Below are 19,394 nucleotides of genomic sequence, written 5' to 3'. Positions count from 1 at the left end.
CACCGCCGGGTCCCGGCTCACAGGAACGCCGCGAGAACGACCATGACACCGAGCGCGAGCAGCAGCGGCCCCATCGGCAGCCCGCGCTCCCGCGACGGGCAGATCTCGGCGGGGCGCAGTTCCGGGTGCTTCCCGAGGGCGGTGATCTCGTCGGCCATCAGGGCGTACGAGGAAGGCCGCCGCCGCCGGCGTTCGAGCCACTGCACACCGAGTCCGCGCAGCTCCCAGGACTTCTCACCGGTGACCTGGATCCGGACGTCGCCCTCCCGGGTGCACACGACCGACCCCAGCCGCTCCCACGGCACGTGCCGCACCCGCCAGGCCCCGGCCAGCCACAGTCCCGAGCCGTCCACGGTGATCCGCCAGTTGAGCAGCGTGGCCGCCAGGTCGATCAGGGCGAGCAGGCCGAACAGCGGGGCGATGCTCCAGTCGAACCCCTCCGCCGCCACCGCGTCGGCCAGGAGCCGGACCCCGACCACCACGATCAGGGCGAAGGCCGCCCCGGCGACCCGGACGGCCGTGTCGGGGCCCCAGCGCTTCGGCCCGGCCGGAGGCCTGCGCGGCACGGCGGCCGGGTCGGCCGGGTCCCGGTCGGCGGACCCCGCGGGGATCGCCGGCAGAGGACCCCTGCCCGGCCGGGGCAGCCGTACCGGGGCGCAGGTGCGGATGAGCACCGGTACGCCGTCCGTCCGGGCCGTGCGGAAGCAGAGTTCCCCGCCCTCGTACGGGGCCCCGAACATGACGGCGTCGCGCACTCCCGTGTCGAGGAGGACCGGTTCGTCCTCGTCGTCGTGCGGATCCCCGAAGTCGGCGTACCAGGCGCCGGGTTCGTCCCCCGGGCCGAGCGCCGGCACGCAGACGCAGCTGAACAGCGGGGTGCCGGCCGCGGTGTCGTCGGCCGCGTACACCCAGGTGCGGCCGTCGTGGGCGACTCGTTCCCGTACCCGCAGGGCGGTCACGGGGGCATGGCGCAGGGCGGCCGAGCGGCGGCGGGCGAGGACGCCCACGGCCAGCAGCGAGAGCCCCGCAAGCCCGGTGGCCAGGGTCAGCAGCTGCCACCCGACGGGGTCGTAGGGCTCGGCGGCCAGCCGCCGCCATCCGCCGTCCTCCAGCACGGTCACGGTGGTTCCGGTGCCGTAGTCCTCGGAGTAGAAGGACGGGACCCGTACGGACCGCCCGTCCTCGGCGCGGACGCGCACCGACTCGTCGTCCCGGCCGGTCACCCTGGCCGTGACGCGGTCGGCCCCGGCCGCGTGCCGCTCGTCGGCGTGGACGTCGCGCAGGCCGAGCACGACCGCGCCCGCGGCCACGGCGCACAGGACCAGGCCGATGACGACGGGCAGCACCCCCCGGGTCGGCGGACCGGCCGGTGCCGGCAGCGGCCGCCGGGCGCCCGCGGCGCGCTCGGCGAGGAGGCGCTGCCGCCGCCGGGCGGTCAGCCGGCCGAGGGCCGCGGCCCAGCCGAGGGCGAGCGCCGCGAGCACCGCCAGGTTCGCGAGCCGCTCCGTCCCGCCGGCGGCCGGAAGTTCACCCGTCGCCACCATGGCCGCGAGAGCGGGCGCGGCGACCAGGACCAGCTCCGGCACGCGGGCGTACCAGTACAACAGTCCCAGGAAGAGACCCCATTGGGACATGCCGGACCAGTCGGGCCCGCAGGGGGCGGCGTCGCTGCACGCGGGAAGCGGTTCGGCCGCGACGGCCACGGCCACGGTGGCGGCCAGCGCCAGAACGGACCAGCCGGGCCGGGTCCAGGGGGCCGGCCGGCTCGCGGCCCATGCGGCGGCGTCGGCGGAGTCCCAGGCGGGGGCGTCCGCGACGGTGCCGGAAGGTATCGGAACGGGAGTGTCGGACACGCGAGGATTATGCGACCACGTCATCACTTCTCGTCCCTCTGGGGGGAGATGGTGATCGAACCGTGCCGCCGTACCAGTAGTCTGGGTGCGCCGCGGCATCCCACCATCATCCGCCCCGGCGGAGTCACGGCATGAGGATGAACAACAGGTGCTGATCGCGGGCCGGTACCAGCTGAACACCACCATCGGACGTGGCGCGATGGGCGAGGTCTGGCGTGCCTACGACCAGATGCTCGGCCGGCCCGTCGCCGTCAAACTGATGCTCGCCCAGGGCACCGACCCGACCGCGGAATCCCGTTTCCGCCTGGAGGCCCAGACCGCGGGCCGGCTCCATCACCCGCATGTCGTCGGCGTCCTCGACTTCGGGGAGCAGGACGGCCGGCTGTTCCTGGTGATGGAGCTGGTGGAGGGCGACAGCCTCGCCCGGGTGCTGTCCGACGACGGTCCGCTGCCCGCCGAACGGGTCGCGGCCATCGCCGCACAGGCGGCGGCCGGGCTCGCCGTCGCGCACGAGCAGGGCATCGTGCACCGGGACATCAAGCCGGGCAACCTCCTCCTGGACGCCAAGGGGGCAGTGAAGATCGGCGACTTCGGCATCGCCCGCTTCATGGACGACCCGTCGGGCGCGCTCACGGCGACCGGGCAGATCGTCGGTACGAGCCTGTACATCGCGCCCGAGCGGGCCCTGGGCAAGCCCGCGGGGCCGCCCAGCGACGTGTACTCGCTCGGCTGTGTGCTCTACCAACTCCTCACCGGGCAACCCCCGTTCCGGGCCGAGAGCCCGATCGCGATCCTGCACCACCATCTCGACACGCCGCCCGTCCCGCCGCGCGAGCTGGGGGCCGTGCTGCCGCCCGCCTTCGAGAACTACCTGCTCGGCCTGCTCGCCAAGCGGCCAGAGGACAGGCCCACCGCACGGCAGGCCGCCGACTGGTTCGCCACCGGCGCCTGGCGCGGCCGCCCCGAACCGCTTCCGGCCGCCGCCCCCGCGCCCCGGCACACGCCTCCGGCGGCCCCGGAAGCGCCGGTGTCGCCCCGCACGGGGCCGGGGCCGGCGACGACGTACAAGCTCCCCTCCGCGCCCGCGGCCCCCGGCCACCGGGCGGCCGGCCGCCAGCGGCCACCGGCGGGGGGACACCGGGAACGTCCTTCCGCGGGCAGGTATCAGGAGCGGCCTTCCACGGGGAGTCACCGGGAACGCCCGCCCGCCGGAAGTCGCCGGGAACGCCCGCCCGCGGGAGGGCACCGCGACCGCGCCTCCGCCGGCGCCCGGCGCGAACGGCCCTCGCTTCGCGCGCTCGTCACCCAGAGGCCGCGGGCGGTGGGGCTGGCCGCCGCGGCCGCGCTGTTCCTCGTCGCGATGCTCGTCGGCATGGCGATGTTCTCGCCCTGACGGCCCGCCGTCCCTCTTCCGTCCCCAGGGCACCGCCGTCCGGGGGATGTCGAGTTGACGGAAGATTGACCAGCTCAAGAGAGAACGCGGCAGACGCGAACTGTATGGTCACGCGCATGCCCCCACAGCCCCCACCTCCCTCACGCCTGCCCGTTCTTCCGTACCGCAAGCCCACACGCGGCCGCGACTACTGGGTCCTCGACGACGTGCTGCCCAACGTCGACGAGGTCAGGGCCCGGTGTCTGGCGGGGGACGACTGGACCAAGGGGTATCCGTACACGCAGGAGAGCTGGCCGGGGCTGCGGACCATGCCGGGGCTCGAACCGGGCGAACTGGACCGCGTGGAACGGCTGGTGCGCAAGGAGACGGGTGCGCGGCGGCTGTGGCAGGAGACGGCACCCGGCGGCGGCACCCTCAACCACAACTGCGTCCAGGTGGTCGGCAAGGACGAGGGGGAGCCGCGACCGCACACCGACTCGCGCGCGCTGTGCCGCTACGCCGCGGTGCTCTATCTCAGTCCCGACATCCCCAAGGACTGCGGCACCAGCTTCTACCGGCAGAACCTGCCGGGCGGGGTCCTCGGCGGCAACCTGGTGCAGGCCCCGCACACCAACCTGGTCGAGGCACTGGGCACGCGGTACGTACCGGCCGACGCGTTCGCCGAGGACCTCCGCGTGCCGCAGCGCTACAACCGGCTGCTCCTGTACAAGGCCAACATCATGCACAGTGCCACCGGTTACTGCGGCGCCACGCTGGAGGAGAAGCGCATGACGGCCGTGTTCTTCTGGATGGCCTGACCATTCGGAGGCCGGCCTCGGCCTCGGGCTCGGAGGGCGCCGAGGCCGAGGAGGGCGACGGTCAGCGCGGTGCGAGCGGAAGGGCGTCCGTGTACCCGTTCACGGGCCGGGGGACCCGCTCGACGGTACGGACGTCCAGCGCGACCGGCGCCGAGGCCGTGCCGAGGGTGCCGCCGGGGTGCCAGCGGCCGGTGACCGACACCCAGGTGTCGGCGGGGAGTTCGGGGCCCCCGTACATCCGCACCTTCACGGACTGCGCGTCCGCCGCGCAGCACGAGAGGATCAGCCGGGTCAGGTCCCAGCCGCCCTCCTTGCCGGGCGTGACGAAACCCGTCATCCGGATGGTGCGTCCCTGGACGGCCCGCGTGTGGTCCTGCTGCACCCGGGTGGTGAAGTCCGTGAGGGTCATGGGCAGCGGAGACGTCGCGGGCAGGGGGTCGAACCGCTCCTGGACGCGTACGGCCCTGGGGGCCTCGCGCGCGGCGGTGTAGGCGCCGAGGGCCGGGGGTGCGTAGAAGAGCAGGCTGAGCACCGGCAGGAGCAGCAGCCAGGCGATACGGGGAACCGCGGAGTGGTCGTGGTCGTGGTCGTGTGCGTGCCCGTCCGTGCCGCCGCCGTCACCGTCCTCGCTCCCGTTCCCCTCCCGGGCCGGCACCGCCCCCGCCACTCCCAGCACGAGCAGCAGCACCCCCGACGCGATCAGCAGCGGACGCAGCCCCTCCTTGACGTACCGCAGATACAGGTCGGTGAAGAGCGCGGCGTGCAGCAGACCGAGCCCGCTGAGGACGACCAGCGCCACTTGGGCGGAACGTTTCACAACAGGGCCCCTCCGATCAGCGCGCTGCAGACGATCGCGACCACGGCGGTCGCGGAGGAGAAGCGGAACGCGAAGGACCGGCCGAACGTGCCCGCCTGAAGGGCGATCAGCTTCAGGTCGACCATCGGCCCGATCACCATGAACGCCAGCCGCGCCACGGGCGAGAAGCCGGTGAGCGAGGCGGCCACGAACGCGTCGGCCTCCGAGCAGACCGCGAGGACCACGGCGAGGCCCGCCAGGAAGAGCACGGACAGCCAGGGCGAGCCGGAGAACGCGTCGAGCACCGAACGCGGAACCACCACGTTGAACGTGGCGGCGGCCATGGCGCCCAGGACCAGATAGCCGCCCGCGTGCAGGAAGTCGTGCTGGAAGCCGAGCCGGAACTCCCGCAGCCGGCTGTGTCCGGGCCGGTGCCCGGTGTGGCGCACGACCGGCCGCAGCCACTCCTCGCGCCCCAGCCAGAGCCACAGCCAGCCCATCACGGCGGCGGTGGCGAGCGAGGCCAGCAGCCGGGCCGCGACCATGGCCGGACTGCCGGGGAAGGCGATGGCCGTGGCGGTCAGCACGACCGGGTTGACGGCGGGCGCCGACAGCAGGAACGCGAACGCGGCGGCCGGGGTGACCCCGCGGCGGATCAGGCTGTTGGCGACCGGCACCGACGCGCACTCGCAGCCGGGCAGCACCACGCCTGCGATGCCCGCCACCGGGACCGCGAGCACGGGCCGCTTGGGCAGCGCGCGGCTGAACACGCCTGCCGGCACGAACGCGTTGATCGCGCCGGACAGGGCCGTGCCGAGCAGCAGGAACGGCAGCGCCTGCACCGTGACGGCGAGACAGACCGTCCGCCAGGCCGCGACCGCCGGGTCGTCGGGGCCCCGGACGGCCACGACGGTCACGGCGGAGGCGACCACGGGGAGCACGGCGAGGAGCGTCCAGGGCAGGGGTTTGGGGGGTATGGGCGCGTCGGCGGCGGCCGTGGGGGTCACGGCGACCGCCTGCGTCGGTTCATCCGTCTTCTGCATCCTCGCTCCGGATCATCGGATCGTCCGATCTGAACATAGCGGGCGCCGGTCCCGCGCTCATGACACCGCCACACCTCGCTTTATTAGCAATGGAATCCATTTCCATGTAGCGTGCGGGTTGCCGGAGGAGGCCGGCCGGCCCGCGAGGGCCGCCTCCTCGGGACGCCGCCTGCCGCGGGAAAGGCGGACCCACCCCCTCACCCCACCCAGGAGTCGATCCATGCGCGTCGCGTTCGTCGGGAAGGGCGGCAGCGGCAAGACCACCCTGTCCGCCCTCTTCGCCCAGCACGTGAGCCGTTCCGGCGCCCCCGTCGTGGCCGTCGACGGGGACATCAACCAGCACCTCGCCCACGCCCTCGGCCTCGACGAGGAGTTGTCCTTCCCCGCCCCTCCGCTCAGCTCCCGCATCGACGAGATCAAGGACTTCCTGCGGGGCACGAATCCGCGCATCGCCTCACGCGAGTCGATGATCAAGACCACTCCGCCCGGCCGCGGCTCCCGGCTGCTGCGCCCGCTCGGCGACGACGAGCTCCACGCCCGCCACGTCCACGAGGTGGGCGGCGTGCCGCTGATGGTGACCGGCGCCTTCGACGAGAGCGACCTCGGGGTGGCCTGCTACCACTCCAAGCTCGGCGCCGTCGAGCTGTACCTCAACCACCTCGTGGACGGCCCCGGCGAGTACGTCGTCGTCGACATGACCGCGGGCGCCGACGCCTTCGCCTCCGGCCTCTTCACCCGCTTCGACCTGACGTTCCTGGTCGTCGAACCGACCCGCAAGAGCGTCTCGGTGCACCGCCAGTACCGGGAGCACGCCGCCGAGTTCGGCGTCCCGATCGCCGTCGTCGGCAACAAGGTCACCGGCGAGGACGACCTGCTCTTCCTCAAGGAGCACGTGGGCGACGACCTGGTGGCCCACTGCGTGCAGTCCGACGTCGTCCGGGCCCGCGAACAGGGCCGCCCGCACGGCGAGCTGGAGGCCGACAACACCCGGGCGCTGCGCCGGCTGCGGGCCGCCGTCGACGCCCGCACCAAGGACTGGGACGCCTTCCAGGAGCACGCCGTCGCCCTCCATCTGCGCAACGCCGCCGCCTGGGCCGACCGGGCCACCGGCCACACCCTCGCCTCCCAGGTCGACCCGGGCTTCCGGCACGGCCCGGAGGCGCTGCGAGCCGCTCGACCCCTCACCCGGTGAACCACCGCACCCCCTCACAGACAGGACACCCCTACATGTCGCTCGACGTCTCCCCCCAACTGCTCGCCGAAGCCGAGTCGGGCCCGGTCCGGCAGGAGGACTTCGTGGAAACGGTCCGTACGTCCCTGCCGTACGCCTATGACCTGATCGCCCACCTGGCGGCCGAACTGCACGCCGGATCCGTCGAGTTCGCCGACAACCAGACCCCGCCGCCGTCGGAGACGGAGCGCGGGCAGCTCCTGCGGGCGCTGTCCAGCGACGCGATCCGGGGCAGCCTCGAGCGCCACTTCGAGGTGGCCCTCGCCTTCCAGAACTGCCACCGGGTGGCCGTCTTCCGCCCCGAGGACCGCGGCGGTGAGACCCACACCCGCTTCACGTCGCCGCGCGCGCAGATCCTCAACCAGTCACCGGAACTGCGCGACTGCTGACTCCCTCCCAGGACCGCCCCCGCGCGGCTCACGGTGTGACGACCCCCACACCGTGAGCCGCGGATTTTACCTGCGTAAGAGGATTTCGAACCTGTGGAGCCCGTACCTCTGGTCGTCGGAACAACCAGGAGGTGCCATGCGCATTTCGCGGAACGCGGCGGGAACGCTCTTCGTGGCGGGTGCCCTGACGCTGACGCTGACAGCGCTCGTCTATCCGTCGATGCTGGGCGTGCAGAAAGTCTCGAGCGCTCCGTCCCGCGTGATCGCCACCACCTCGTCGGGACCGCTGACCGAGGCGGACCGCGACTTCGTCGTCAAGGTGCGGGCCGCGGGCCTGTGGGAGTTCCCGTCCGGTGAACTGGCGCTGAAGAAGGGCACCACCCCGGCCGTGCGCACCGCAGGGCAGCACCTGGTCAACGGGCACGTCAACCTCGACACCACCTGCCGCAAGGTGGCCGCGCAGCTGGGCATCACCCTGCCGAACCAGCCGAGCCCCCAGCAGCAGGGCTTCGTGCAGACCCTGACCGCGGACTCCGGCAAGAAGTTCGACGAGGACCTGGCGAACATCCTGCGGGTGACCCACGGCCAGATCTTCCCGGCCATCGCCAACATCCGGGCCACCACGAAGAACACCCTGGTCCGGCAGCTGGCCGACCAGGCCAACGACACGGTCCTGGACCACATCACGGTGCTGGAGCAGACGGGCCTCGTGGACTTCGACCAGGTCCTGTTCCAGGAGACGACCCCGCCGAAGCTCCCGGGCAGCGACATGACCCCGCCGGCCCCGCAGCCCGGCGAGCCCACCGTGATCCTCTCCCCGCCGGCCGGCTTCACCCCGCCCCCGTCGGCGACGCCCTCGGCACAGCCCACCTTGGGCTGACGGCCGACGGCCCCGCGACCGGAGAAAAGCGGAGGAAAGCGGAAAAAAGCGGAGAAAAAGGTGGGCCCGGCGCTCACCGGGGGAATAGAGCGCCGGGCCCGTGGAGGATGGTCGAAGGGACGCCGGAGGCGTCGTACACGGATACGGGTCAGGCGGTTTCGTACGGTGACACGCGTCCCGCGCCAGGCATGAGGTTCCCCCTTGTCATACGCCCGCACCCGGACGCGGCGAAGGGCAGCACGAAGCAGCCGGGACCGCGGCCGGGAGGAACGCCGAAGAAAACGCCGGACTCACCGGTCATGTGAGTCACAGCTCGAGCACATAGTCGATCACCGGGCACTCAGTGTCAACCTCGTTGAATCCCTGACCATTTGGGGGTACGTCCTCCGGTTCCCCCGGACGCCTCGGGACTCCCGGCCGGCCGGTCACGGGCGTCGTGACCCCGGCGCTCCCCGCGAGGCACGGCCACCGGTTCCGTACCGTTCAGGTATGGACTTCTGGTCGATCTATGAACACGGCTTCGCGCGGATCGCGGCGTGCACCGGCCATGCCGCCATCGCCGACCCGCCCGCCAACGCGGAGGCGGTGCTGCGGCAGGCGCGCCGGTGCGCACAGCAGGGGGTCGCCGTCGCGGTCTTCCCGGAACTCTGCCTCACCGGCTATTCGATCGAGGACCTCCTCCTGCAGGACACGGTGCTCGACGAGGTGGAGGAGGCGCTCCGGACCGTGGTGGCCGGGTCGGCGGAGCTGATGACGGTGCTCGTCGTCGGCGCCCCGCTGCGCCACCGCCACCGGATCTACAACTGCGCGGTGATCGTCCACCGCGGCCGGATCCTCGGCGTCACCCCCAAGTCGTATCTGCCGACCTACCGGGAGTTCTACGAGCGGCGGCAGATCGCCGCGGGCGACGACGAGCGCGGCGGCTCGATCCTCGTCGGCGGGGCGGCCGTGCCGTTCGGCGTCGATCTGCTCTTCGCGGCGCAGGACGTCCCCGGCCTGGTGCTGCACGCGGAGATCTGCGAGGACATGTGGGTCCCGGTACCGCCGAGCACCGAGGCGGCGCTGGCCGGTGCGACCGTCCTCGCCAACCTCTCCGGCAGCCCGATCACGGTCGGCCGGGCCGAGGACCGGCGGCTGCTGTGCCGCTCGGCGTCCTCGCGCTGCCTCGCCGCCTACGTCTACGCGGCGGCCGGTCTCGGCGAGTCGACCACCGACCTGTCCTGGGACGGTCAGACCATGATCTACGAGAACGGCGTGCTGCTGGCCGAGACCGACCGCTTCCCGGTCGGCGACCAGTACGCGGTGGCCGACGTGGATCTCGGTCTGCTCCGGCAGGAGCGCCTGCGGACGGGCACCTTCGACGACAACCGCCGCACCCACGCCGCACGTACCGACGGCTTCCGGCAGGTGCCGTTCCGGCTCGACCCGCCGACGACGGACCTCGGGCTGCTGCGCCGGGTCGAGCGGTTCCCGTTCGTGCCGGCCGACCCCGCCCGACTGGCCCAGGACTGCTACGAGGCGTACCACATCCAGGTCGCGGGCCTGCAGCAGCGGCTGGCGTCGATCGGCGGTCCGAAGGTCGTCATCGGGGTGTCCGGCGGCCTGGACTCCACCCACGCGCTGATCGTCGCCGCCCGGGCGATGGACCGCGCCGGCCGCCCGCGCAGCGACATCCTGGCCTTCACCCTGCCCGGCTTCGCCACCAGCGAGCACACCAAGGACAACGCCCACAAGCTGATGCGCGCGCTCGGCGTCACCGCGGCCGAGCTGGACATCACACCGACCGCGCGGCTCATGCTCAAGGAGCTCGGCCACCCGTTCTCGGCCGGCGAGCCGGAGTACGACATCACCTTCGAGAACGTGCAGGCCGGGCTGCGCACCGACTATCTGTTCCGGCTGGCCAACCAGCGCGGGGGCATCGTGCTCGGCACCGGGGACCTGTCCGAACTGGCGCTCGGCTGGTGCACCTACGGGGTCGGCGACCAGATGAGCCACTACAACGTCAACTCCGGTGTGCCCAAGACGCTCATCCAGCACCTGATCCGCTGGGTCATCGACAGCGGGCAGTTCGGCGAGCAGACCGGCGAGACGCTGGCCGCGATCCTCGACACGGAGATCAGCCCGGAGCTCGTGCCGGGCGAGGAGATGCAGTCCACGGAGTCCAAGATCGGCCCGTACGCGCTGCACGACTTCACCCTCTTCCATGTGCTGCGCTACGGCTTCCGGCCGTCCAAGATCGCCTTCCTGGCCTGGCACGCGTGGCACGACCGGGACGCGGGCGCGTGGCCGCCCAACTTCCCCGAGCCCAAGAGGACGGCCTACGACCTGTCGGAGATCCGGCACTGGCTGGAGGTCTTCTGCCGCCGCTTCTTCGGGTTCGCGCAGTTCAAGCGGTCGGCCATGCCGAACGGGCCGAAGGTGTCGGCCGGCGGCTCCCTCTCGCCGCGCGGCGACTGGCGGGCTCCGTCCGACGGTACGGCGCGGGCCTGGCTGAGGGACCTCGCCCGCTGGGAGACGACCGGCACCGAAGGCTAGTGCCCCAACAGGCAACGTTCGCCCCGTCGCGACGCCCGGCACGCTCCCCCAAGCTCTTCGAGCAGGGGGGACCCCCACTCGCCGCACCGGCCGAAAGCCCACGTACGTCCAGTACGAGGACTTCCGGCCGGCACGCCGAGAGCACGCTCCCCCACTCTCGGCTCCGCTCGAGCGGGGGACCCCCACGACGCCGCTCCTTGACGGGCAAACGTTGCCTGCCGGGGCACTAGGTCCTGTCGGGAGGCTGCCCCCGTGCTGTACGGGGGCTGTCACCACTGCGAACCCACCTGCCTGCCGGTGTGTCCGTCCCCCGGCCCGTGCCTAGCGTGAAGAGGCATGGCGTTCTTACTCAGCAGACTGCCCCTCGGCCGTGCCTCACTCGCCCGCTCCCCGTCCGGCCGGTCCGCGGCGGACGGCCCGTCACCCGACCGGCCCGCGGCGGGCCGCCCCTCGCCCGGCCGGTCCACAACCGACCGCCCGTCAACCGACCGCTCGTCAACCGACCGCTCGTCAACGGACCGCTCGTCAACGGACCGCTCGTCGGCGGGCCGCTCGTCGGCGGGCCGCTCGTCGGCGGGCCGGTTCTGGTGGAACCGTGCCTCGTCCGGCAGGCGCGCGGGCGTGGCGGCCCTGGTCGGCGTCCTCGTGCTGGCCGTCGCCCCGGCGGCCGCCGCGCGGCCGCCGGCCCCGGGCCCCGGGACGCGCTGCGGCCCGCACGACGCGCTCCGGCAGGCCCTGCGCACCCTCACCACCCGCGACGGCATCGCCGGAGCCGCCGTCCTCGTCACCGACCCCGCCCCGGGCGCACCCTGCCGCCGCTGGACCGACGCCGTGGGAACGGCGGACCTGCGCACCGGCCGTCCCATGAACGCCACCGACCGGCTCCGCGTCGGCAGTGTCACCAAGACGTTCACCGCGACCATGGTCCTGCAACTCGCCGCCGAGCACCGCCTCTCCCTCGGCGCCCCCGTCGACCGCTATCTGCCGGGCCTGATCCGGGGGCACGGCCACGACGGCCGCCGGATCACCGTGCGGCAGCTCCTGCAGCACACCAGCGGGCTGCCCGACCACCTCGACGCGCCCGAGTGGGAACACCCCGAGCGGCTGCGGTACCGCCACCTGGAGCCGCGCGACCTGGTCGCCCGCGCCCTCGAACTCCCGCGCCCGCGGGGCACCTGGCACTACGCCACCACCAACTACCTCGTCGCGGGCCTGCTCGTCCGCGCGGTCACCGGCCACGACCCCGAGACGGAGATCACCCGCCGGATCATCCGGCCCCTGGGACTGCGCGACACGTACTGGCCGGGTGACGAGACCCGCATCCGGGGACCGCACTCGCGCAGTTACTTCACCGCGGACGGCCGCCGCGCCGACGGGACCGCCTGGAACATGACCTTCGGCGGTGTCGGCGGCGCCCTGGTCTCCTCCCCCGCCGACCTGGCGCGCTTCTCCACCGCGCTGCTCGGCGGCCGTCTGCTGCCCCCGGACCGGCTGGCCGAGATGCGGCGCACCGTGGCCGCCGATCCGGACCGGCTCTGGCCGGGCGCCCGCTACGGGCTGGGCCTGATCGCCGCCCCGCTGCGCTGCGGCGGCATGTGGTGGGGCCACGCCGGGACCGTGCCCGGCGGCCACCGCGCGCTGACCGCCGTCGGTCCCGGCGGCCGCGGTGTCTCCCTCGCGCTCAACGAGGTGCCGGCCACGCTCCAGGCCGAACAGGACTTCCTCGACATCGTCCAGACCGCCCTCTGCGAGGGCGTGTCCTCGGAAGGGACCCCCGCATGACCCGCTTCGAGCCCCTCGCCCGGTACGGCACCTCACCGTGGACCCGCTCACGCCGGCCGGCCCGGGGCGCCGCCGGACCGGCCGCCCTGTGCCTGGCCGCCGCCCTGGCCCTCACCGCGCTGCCCGCCGCGGCCGCCCCGGCCCGCGCCGCCGCCGACCCCCTCGCCCGCTACCACCACCAGCGGCTCACCTGGCAGAGCTGCGCGCTCGGCCCGGACGACGACACCGGCAGGCAGCTCGAGCAGGCGGGCGCCCGGTGCGCCGACGTCACCGTGCCGCTCGACTACGCCGCCCCCGAAGGCCGTACGATCACCGTCGCGATCTCCCGGATCCGGGCCACCGACACCGCCCACCGCGTCGGACCGCTGCTCCTCAACGGCGGCGGCCCCGGCGGGCAGACGCTCGGCGACCCGCCGTGGGTACGCGGCGCGCTGAAGGACGTCGGCGCCCGCTACGACATCGTCGGCGTCGACCCCCGCTTCGTCGGCCGCAGCACGCCGCTGGACTGCCGCTGGCCCACGGGCACCTCCTTCCGCGGCGCGGGCGCCGACCGCGCCGGGTTCGACCGCACGGCGGCCTTCTCCGCGGACCTGGCCCGCCGCTGCCGCCGCCACGCGGGCGACGTGCTGCCGTACGCCACCACCCGGAACACGGCGCGCGACATGGACGTCGTCCGCGCCGCGCTCGGTGCGCCGCGGATCTCCTACCTCGGCTACTCGTACGGCAGTTACCTCGGGCAGGTGTACGCCACGATGTTCCCCGGCCGCACCGACCGTGTCGTTCTCGACGGCGTGATCGACCCGCACCGCTACGGTCCGCGGCTGCTGCGCGGCACGGAGGCGGCGAACCGGCACGCACTGGCGGACTGGGCGGCCTGGGCCGCCGCCCGCGACTCCGCGTACGGGCTGGGCCGCACCCGGGGCGCGGTGCTGGCCGCCGTGGAGCACGTGCGGGCCGCCGCCGCGCGCTCCCCGCTGCGGCTGGGCCGTCACCGGGTGGACGAGCACACGCTGCCGATCGTCGTCTTCAACGGTCTCTCGCAGGACAACGACACCGCCTACGCCGACTTCGCACGGGCCGTGCGGGACCTGCGGAGCGCCGCCGACGGCCATCGGGTGACCCCCTCGCCGTGGCTCGCGGAAGCGCTCGGCTTCGTCCTGACCGGGAGCGAGTCCGCCTACGGCAGCGTGCAGTCCGCCATCCTCTGCGGCGACGTGGCGGTGCCGCACGACCCGGAGGTCTACCGGCACGACGTGCGGCGCGCCGGCCGCCGCGACCCGTTGTTCGGTCCCGTGGCGGCCGGCATCGGCCCGTGCGCCTTCTGGGAACCGCCGCGCGAGCGCCCGACCACGATCAGGAAGGACCTCCCCGCCCTGCTCGTCAACGCCACCGGCGATCCGCGCACCACCTACGAGGGCGCCCTGGCGGTGCGCCGCGGGTGGCCCGCATCGCGCCTGGTCACCCTCCGCCGCGCGGACCAGCACGCGGTCTTCGGGGTCTTCGGCAGCGCGTGCGCCGACACGACGGTCAACGCCTACTTCGCCACGGGCCGTCTTCCGGCCGCGGACGTCGTGTGCGTCCGGCCCTCCGGCTGAACCGGCGTCACCGGCCCCGGGCCCGGAGCCTCGAACGGTCCCCCACCGCTGGCCCCCGGCACTCCCCGCACGGAAGCTGGCCCCATGGACGCCCCGCCCCGTGACGGTCTGCCGCCCTTCGAGGACCGGACCGACTTCGACAACGCCGATCGCGGGTTCGTCGCCCCCCTCGCGCCCCGGGTGGTGACGACCGAGGACGGGCGCGTGGTGTGGGACGGGGACGCGTACGGGTTCCTGGACGCGGACCGTCCCGCCACCGCGCACCCCAGTCTGTGGCGGCAGTCGCAGCTGTGCGCGCGGCAGGGGCTGTACGAGGTGACCGAGGGCCTCTACCAGGTGCGCGGGCTCGACCTGGCCAACATGACGCTCGTCGAGGGCCACAGCGGCGTCGTCGTCGTCGACCCGCTCGTCTCCGCCGAGTGCGCGGCGGCCGCCCTCGCCGTCTACCGCAGGGAACGCGGCCCGCGGCCCGTCACCGGGCTGGTGTACACCCACTCCCATGTCGACCACTTCGGCGGCGCGCGCGGAGTGCTGCCGCGCGGCAGGGAGACGGGCGTGCCGATCCTCGCCCCCGTCGGCTTCCTGGAGGCGGCGGTCAGCGAGAACGTGTTCGCCGGGCCCGCGGTGGCCCGCCGCTCCGGGTTCGTGCACGGGGTGCGGCTGCCGAAGGCGCCCGACGGGCACATCGGCACGGGTCTCGGCACGATGCGGTCCGGCGGCACCGTCACCCTGCTGCCGCCGACCGTCGACATCACGCACACCGGGCAGACGGAGACCGTCGACGGTGTCCGGATGGTGTTCCAGCTGACGCCGGGCACCGAGGCGCCGGCCGAGATGAACTTCCTCTTCCCCGGGCAGCGCGCACTGTGCCTCGCCGAGAACGTCACGCACACCCAGCACAACATCCTGACCCTGCGCGGCGCCCTCGTCCGCGACGCCCGGGTCTGGTCCCGCTACCTCGACGAGGCCATCGACTTCTTCGGGGACGCCTACGACGTGGCCTTCGCCTCCCACCACTGGCCGACCTGGGGGCACGAGAACGTGGTGCGCCTGCTGGCGGAGCAGCGGGACCTGTACGCGTACCTGCACGACCAGACCCTGCGGCTGCTGAACAGCGGCCTGACCGGCCCGGAGATCGCCGAGGAGCTGCGGCTGCCGCCCGTCCTGGAGAACGCCTGGCACGCACGGGGCTACTACGGGTCCGTGAACCACAACGTCAAGGCCGTCTACCAGCGCTACATGGGCTGGTACGACGGCAACCCCGCCCACCTGTGGGAGCATCCGCCGGCCGAGCTCGCCAAACGGTACGTGGAGGTGGCGGGCGGGCCGGGGGCGATGCTCGCGGCGGCCCGACGGTACGCCGACGCCGGGGACCTGCGCTTCGCCGCCACCCTCCTCAACCACCTCGTCTTCGCCGACCCCGCCGACCAGGAGGCGAAGGAGGCGCTGGCCGGGGTGTACCGACGGCTGGGGCACGGGGCCGAGAGCGGATCCTGGCGGAACATCTATCTGACCGGAGCGCTGGAGCTGCGCACGGGCACGGGCGGGGCCGCCGTCGCCGCGGACACCGCCGAGATGACGTCGGCGCTCACCGTGAGCATGCTCCTCGACTCCATCGCGGTCCGCATCGACGGTCCGCGCGCGGCGAACGAGCCGCGGCTGATCATCGACCTGGTCGTGGTCGACGAAGAGCGGCGGCACCGGCTCAACCTGGAGCACGGCGCGCTCACCCATCGCAGCCTGCCGCTGCACCACATGCCCAAGCCGCACGCGGGCCTGACGCTCACCCTGACCCGCCCCGAGCTCCTGGGCCTGCTCTCGGGCAAGGGCCTCGCGGGCATCGAGACGGAGGGGGACCGGAGCCTGCTGAAACGGCTGTTCTCGTACGTGACGCAGCCGGAACGGGAGTTCGCGATCGTCACACCGTAGGAGCGCCGTGCGGGGCCGGTCGCGGGCGTGGTGCGCGGCGGAGGCGCGGATGGTGCGGGCGGCGCGGGCGGTGCGAGCGGTGCCGGCGGTGGCCGGTCCCTACAGCGGCGGTTGCGCCGGGGCCGGGCCCAGGGTCGTCGTGCCCGGGGCGGTGCGATGGCCGAGCCCCGTGCGGTACGCGTCCAGGGCCGCCTCCACCCGGCCGGTGCGGCGCAGCAGATCGCCGAGCAGCCGGCACAGGTCGGCCAGGTCGCCCGCCGCACCCGCCCGCTCCAGCAGACTCAGCGCGCGGACGTAGTGCTCCTCGGCGCTCTCCGTGTCGCGCGCGTCCTCCGCGATGATGCCGAGCAGGCGGTGCGCGGCGGCGGAGTGCACGGCGCCGCGCTCGGGCCCGATGTCGCCGAGCACCTCGTGCAGCAGGTCCGCCGCCTCGTCCGACTTGCCGCGCCGGTGCAGCACGTCCGCCAGCTCCACCGCCGCCTGGCTGCGGTAGAGGGCCGCCCGGGTCGCGGAGAGCATCGTCAGGGCCTCGCGCAACTCGTCCTCGGCCCGCGCCAGTTCGCCGTTCTGGGCGTACAGGTAGCCGCGCATCCAGTGGCAGTTGGCCAGCTCGGTGCGGATCTGGAGCTGCCGGTAGAGCTCGGCCGCCTTGGCGAGGGAGGTGTCCGCCTCCGCGATCCGGCCCTCCGCGATCAGCGTGCGCGCCACCGACCGGTGCATGCGCGCGACCAGCGCCGGATCCTTGACCTGGGGCGCGAGCGCCAGGGCGAACTCGGCCGCCTGGGCCGCTCGGGCGTGCGTGCCCATGTCCATGTACGGGCCTATGGCGCTCGCGTAGAGCAGCAGCAGGGCGTCCGGGTCGTGCATTCCTGAGCGGTTGAGCTCGTCGAGGGTGGACTCCAGCAGGTAGCAGGCGTAGCGGAGTTCACCGGCGAGGTAGTGGGAGACGGCGCGGCCGCGCAGCGCCGGGACGCGGCGGGGCAGGGGTGCGTCGCCCAGCCGCTCCTCCGCCCGCTCGAAGTACTGCCGTCCGGTCGCCAGGTCGCCCAGCTCCAGCGCACACTCGCCCAGCCCGAGCAGCGCGGCGGCCTGCTCGGCGACGAACCCGTGCGTCTCGGCCTCGCCCAGCAGTTCGCGGTACTGCTCGGCGGCGATCTCGGCCTCCCCGGTGGCGAGGGTGCGCTGCGCGTCGGTGAGCCTGAGCCGCAGACCGGTGGCGAGGTGGGCCGGGCGGCCGGTGGCCAGTTCGTCGAAGGCGACGCCGAGCCGGTCGGCGAGATGCCTCAGCGCCTCGTCGGAGGGCCGGACCCGGCCGGACTCCAGGGTGGAGATGTATGCGGGCGTGTAGGCGGGCTGGGCCAACTGCTTCTGGGTCAGGCCCCGTTCACGCCGCAGCCGCTGCACCCTGCGCCCGATGGTCTCCGGCTCGTCCCGATCCGCCATGCAGTTCATCATGCCAGTAAGCGCACTTGAGGGAGGCGCCTTACTGACATCACGTCAATGTCTTTCCACCGGTGCCGATCCGGTGGTTCGCCAGGCCCTCTTCCCGTCGGGCCGCTCCGGCGCCTAGGTTGGGAAGCACGTTAAGCGTGCTTAATCCGTCGCTGTCATTGCGAGGTCGGTTGCTGTGCTCGGACACTCTTCCGCGCGCCACGGACGCATCCCCGCGCGGTACCTCAGAGGACTCGGCGCGGCCGTCGTGGCCGTGGCCGCGCTGATCACAGCGGCCAACGCGGGTCCGGCGCGGGCCGCCGGGCCGGGGCCGGTCCGGCACGCCCAGCCCGCCCAGAGCGCCGAGCGGGTCCAGCCCGCCCAGCGGGAGGGCGCGCGATAGCGGCGTGTCCGGCGGACGAGTTTCCAGGACAGGTCCGGCGGCAGACCCCGCCCGGAACACCGACGCGATCAGGTTCCACGACCGGCTGGGGCCCGGGCGAAGTGCCCTACCCGGGCACGTGCTGGTCCTGCCGCAGTTCCTCCAGATGCCGCCGGACGTGCATGAGCGCGCCCTCGCGGCGGCCCGGCACCCGTTCGCGCAGGCCGGCCAGGGCGGGCCCCAGGGCGCGGGCCCGCGCCGCGTCGCGCATGCGGCCCCACTGGTGGTGGGCGCGGTCGACGGCCGCCTCGACCGCCGGATCCCCGGGGTCCTGGCCCGCCGAGAGCCGGGCGGCGGCGACCGCCATCCAGGTCTCGCAGCTGTGGCCGGCGTCCCCGGCGAGCATCGCCAGATCGGCGCGGACCTCCATCCAGTGCAGCGCCTCCTCGGAGCCGGCGCCGTGCTCCCGCGCCGCCGCCCGCTCCCACCGCGCGGCGAGCGCGGCCGCCTCCGTGTGCCGCCCGTCCTGGACGGCGGCCGTGAGCGCGGCGTGCGGGTCGGGTGGTGCGGGGGCGGCGGCCGAGGACGGCACGGGGGTGGCGAGGGCGGCGGGCCCGGACGGCTGCGGGGCCGCGGGGCCGCCGTGCGGGGAGGGCACGGCCCACGCCGGGGCGAGGATGACGTCCCCCTGGGGGCCGGCCTCCGCGTACACCCTGGTCAGCGTCTGGTGATGGAGCGTCGCCGGGTCCGGGCGGTGGCCGCTGCGCAGGATCGTCGCCAGGGCCTTCATGTAGGCCGGGGCCGCCAGCGCGCGGCGCGGTGGCGGCGGCGCGAGCCGGCCGTAGAGCGCGACCGACGGGCCGCAGTCCAGGAGGGGGGCGCCCACCGCTCGGTCGGAGCCGGGAGCTCGGGGGATGGTGTGCAGGTGCCGCCAGGTCTCCGGGTCGGCGTGCAGATCCGCGAACACCGTGGTCGTACCGGGCGGGCGCAGCCGCAGTTCCTCGCGGACCCAGGACCAGGGGAAGCCGGTGTAGCGGACCGTGGCGGGCGTGGTGCGGGCCAGCGCCAGGTGCGGCAGGTGCTGGCGGCGGTCGAGCTGCAGCTGCCCGGTGACGTACACCGTCAGCGGGCCGGGGGCGGCCGCCGCGGCGCGCAGCCGGGTGAGGACGGCCTGCGGCTCCAGCGGGTCGGCGAGTTCGACCACGTTCGCGGTGTCCGTCCCGGACAGCACCGGCGGGGCGACGGCCGCGAGCACCGGCAGCACGGAGGCCGCGTCCACCAGGCACCCCTTGCCCGCCGGAGAGGCCGCGAGGAGCAGCACGGTTCCGGGCATCGTTCCCTCCCCGATCGATCACGTA

The 19,394-nt window shown here is 74.0% G+C and carries 15 protein-coding genes; 10 read left to right on the top strand and 5 right to left on the bottom strand.

Annotated features, from left to right (window positions below):
* Window positions 1–17: 17 nt before the first annotated feature.
* Window positions 18–1,853 carry a hypothetical protein gene (locus ACFYMU_RS01260; RefSeq protein WP_388366446.1) on the bottom strand — a complete coding sequence of 612 codons (1,836 nt, stop codon included), beginning with the start codon at window positions 1,851–1,853 and terminating at the stop codon, window positions 18–20.
* A 148-nt stretch (window positions 1,854–2,001) separates the two neighbouring features.
* On the opposite strand from ACFYMU_RS01260, the gene ACFYMU_RS01255 reads away from it, so the two are divergent.
* Both ACFYMU_RS01255 and ACFYMU_RS01250 read left to right on the top strand, forming a co-directional pair.
* On the top strand, window positions 2,002–3,246 hold the full coding sequence (locus ACFYMU_RS01255) for a protein kinase (RefSeq protein WP_388366445.1): 1,245 nt from the start codon (window positions 2,002–2,004) through the stop codon (window positions 3,244–3,246).
* A 116-nt stretch (window positions 3,247–3,362) separates the two neighbouring features.
* Complete coding sequence (locus ACFYMU_RS01250; protein WP_388366443.1) at window positions 3,363–4,043, top strand: DUF6445 family protein; 681 nt, start codon at window positions 3,363–3,365, stop codon at window positions 4,041–4,043.
* Window positions 4,044–4,104: 61 nt separating this feature from the next.
* On the opposite strand, the gene ACFYMU_RS01245 is transcribed toward ACFYMU_RS01250, so the two are convergent.
* A complete protein-coding gene (locus ACFYMU_RS01245; protein WP_388366441.1) occupies window positions 4,105–4,860 on the bottom strand; it encodes a TIGR03943 family putative permease subunit in 756 nt (251 codons plus the stop codon).
* The gene (locus tag ACFYMU_RS01240; protein WP_388366440.1) at window positions 4,857–5,882 is read right to left on the bottom strand and encodes a permease; all 1,026 of its coding nucleotides are present in this window, start codon (window positions 5,880–5,882) and stop codon (window positions 4,857–4,859) included. Before ACFYMU_RS01240 ends, ACFYMU_RS01245 begins: the two co-directional genes overlap by 4 nt.
* Window positions 5,883–6,102: 220 nt before the next feature.
* Here ACFYMU_RS01240 and ACFYMU_RS01235 point away from each other — a divergent pair, with 220 nt between their 5' ends.
* The 7 genes from ACFYMU_RS01235 to ACFYMU_RS01205 all read left to right on the top strand — a co-directional run bounded on the left by ACFYMU_RS01235 (window position 6,103) and on the right by ACFYMU_RS01205 (window position 16,223).
* Window positions 6,103–7,074 (top strand): ATP-binding protein, encoded by a 972-nt coding sequence (locus ACFYMU_RS01235; RefSeq protein ID WP_388366438.1) that lies wholly within the window; start codon window positions 6,103–6,105, stop codon window positions 7,072–7,074.
* Window positions 7,075–7,109: 35 nt separating this feature from the next.
* Window positions 7,110–7,502, top strand: a complete 393-nt coding sequence (locus ACFYMU_RS01230) for an SCO5389 family protein (RefSeq protein ID WP_388366436.1) — start codon at window positions 7,110–7,112, stop codon at window positions 7,500–7,502.
* Between the two features lie 136 nt (window positions 7,503–7,638).
* Complete coding sequence (locus ACFYMU_RS01225; protein ID WP_388366434.1) at window positions 7,639–8,382, top strand: DUF4142 domain-containing protein; 744 nt, start codon at window positions 7,639–7,641, stop codon at window positions 8,380–8,382.
* Between the two features lie 489 nt (window positions 8,383–8,871).
* Window positions 8,872–10,917, top strand: coding sequence for an NAD(+) synthase (locus tag ACFYMU_RS01220; protein WP_388366432.1), 2,046 nt, complete (start codon window positions 8,872–8,874; stop codon window positions 10,915–10,917).
* Between the two features lie 621 nt (window positions 10,918–11,538).
* Window positions 11,539–12,699, top strand: coding sequence for a serine hydrolase domain-containing protein (locus ACFYMU_RS01215; RefSeq protein WP_388366430.1), 1,161 nt, complete (start codon window positions 11,539–11,541; stop codon window positions 12,697–12,699).
* A complete protein-coding gene (locus tag ACFYMU_RS01210) occupies window positions 12,696–14,294 on the top strand; it encodes an alpha/beta fold hydrolase (protein ID WP_388366428.1) in 1,599 nt (532 codons plus the stop codon). The genes ACFYMU_RS01215 and ACFYMU_RS01210 overlap by 4 nt, the downstream gene beginning before the upstream one ends.
* Window positions 14,295–14,378: 84 nt before the next feature.
* Entirely contained in the window at window positions 14,379–16,223 is a 1,845-nt protein-coding gene (locus ACFYMU_RS01205; RefSeq protein WP_388366426.1) for an alkyl/aryl-sulfatase, read from the top strand.
* Between the two features lie 99 nt (window positions 16,224–16,322).
* On the opposite strand, the gene ACFYMU_RS01200 is transcribed toward ACFYMU_RS01205, so the two are convergent.
* The gene (locus ACFYMU_RS01200) at window positions 16,323–17,666 is read right to left on the bottom strand and encodes a tetratricopeptide repeat protein (RefSeq protein WP_388366424.1); all 1,344 of its coding nucleotides are present in this window, start codon (window positions 17,664–17,666) and stop codon (window positions 16,323–16,325) included.
* 184 nt (window positions 17,667–17,850) lie between these two features.
* Between ACFYMU_RS01200 and ACFYMU_RS01195 the strand changes: the two genes are divergently transcribed.
* On the top strand, window positions 17,851–18,057 hold the full coding sequence (locus ACFYMU_RS01195; RefSeq protein WP_388366422.1) for a hypothetical protein: 207 nt from the start codon (window positions 17,851–17,853) through the stop codon (window positions 18,055–18,057).
* Between the two features lie 106 nt (window positions 18,058–18,163).
* On the opposite strand, the gene ACFYMU_RS01190 is transcribed toward ACFYMU_RS01195, so the two are convergent.
* Window positions 18,164–19,369, bottom strand: coding sequence for a hypothetical protein (locus tag ACFYMU_RS01190; RefSeq protein ID WP_388366420.1), 1,206 nt, complete (start codon window positions 19,367–19,369; stop codon window positions 18,164–18,166).
* Window positions 19,370–19,394: the final 25 nt, after the last annotated feature.

The sequence above is a fragment of the Streptomyces sp. NPDC007264 genome (genome assembly GCF_042869095.1).
GTDB lineage: Bacteria > Actinomycetota > Actinomycetes > Streptomycetales > Streptomycetaceae > Streptomyces.
The sequence above is the reverse complement of the archived record's forward strand: the minus strand, read 5'-3'. Positions and strand labels throughout refer to the sequence as shown.

Excerpts from the sequence above, each read along its gene's own strand:
- ACFYMU_RS01220 (WP_388366432.1), top strand. The coding sequence starts at position 8,872 with ATGGACTTCTGGTCGATCTATGAACACGGCTTCGCGCGGATCGCGGCG.
- ACFYMU_RS01205 (WP_388366426.1), top strand. The coding sequence starts at position 14,379 with ATGGACGCCCCGCCCCGTGACGGTCTGCCGCCCTTCGAGGACCGGACC.
- ACFYMU_RS01225 (WP_388366434.1), top strand. The coding sequence starts at position 7,639 with ATGCGCATTTCGCGGAACGCGGCGGGAACGCTCTTCGTGGCGGGTGCC.
- ACFYMU_RS01235 (WP_388366438.1), top strand. The coding sequence starts at position 6,103 with ATGCGCGTCGCGTTCGTCGGGAAGGGCGGCAGCGGCAAGACCACCCTG.
- ACFYMU_RS01230 (WP_388366436.1), top strand. The coding sequence starts at position 7,110 with ATGTCGCTCGACGTCTCCCCCCAACTGCTCGCCGAAGCCGAGTCGGGC.
- ACFYMU_RS01240 (WP_388366440.1), bottom strand. The coding sequence starts at position 5,882 with ATGCAGAAGACGGATGAACCGACGCAGGCGGTCGCCGTGACCCCCACG.
- ACFYMU_RS01210 (WP_388366428.1), top strand. The coding sequence starts at position 12,696 with ATGACCCGCTTCGAGCCCCTCGCCCGGTACGGCACCTCACCGTGGACC.
- ACFYMU_RS01250 (WP_388366443.1), top strand. The coding sequence starts at position 3,363 with ATGCCCCCACAGCCCCCACCTCCCTCACGCCTGCCCGTTCTTCCGTAC.
- ACFYMU_RS01200 (WP_388366424.1), bottom strand. The coding sequence starts at position 17,666 with ATGGCGGATCGGGACGAGCCGGAGACCATCGGGCGCAGGGTGCAGCGG.
- ACFYMU_RS01190 (WP_388366420.1), bottom strand. The coding sequence starts at position 19,369 with ATGCCCGGAACCGTGCTGCTCCTCGCGGCCTCTCCGGCGGGCAAGGGG.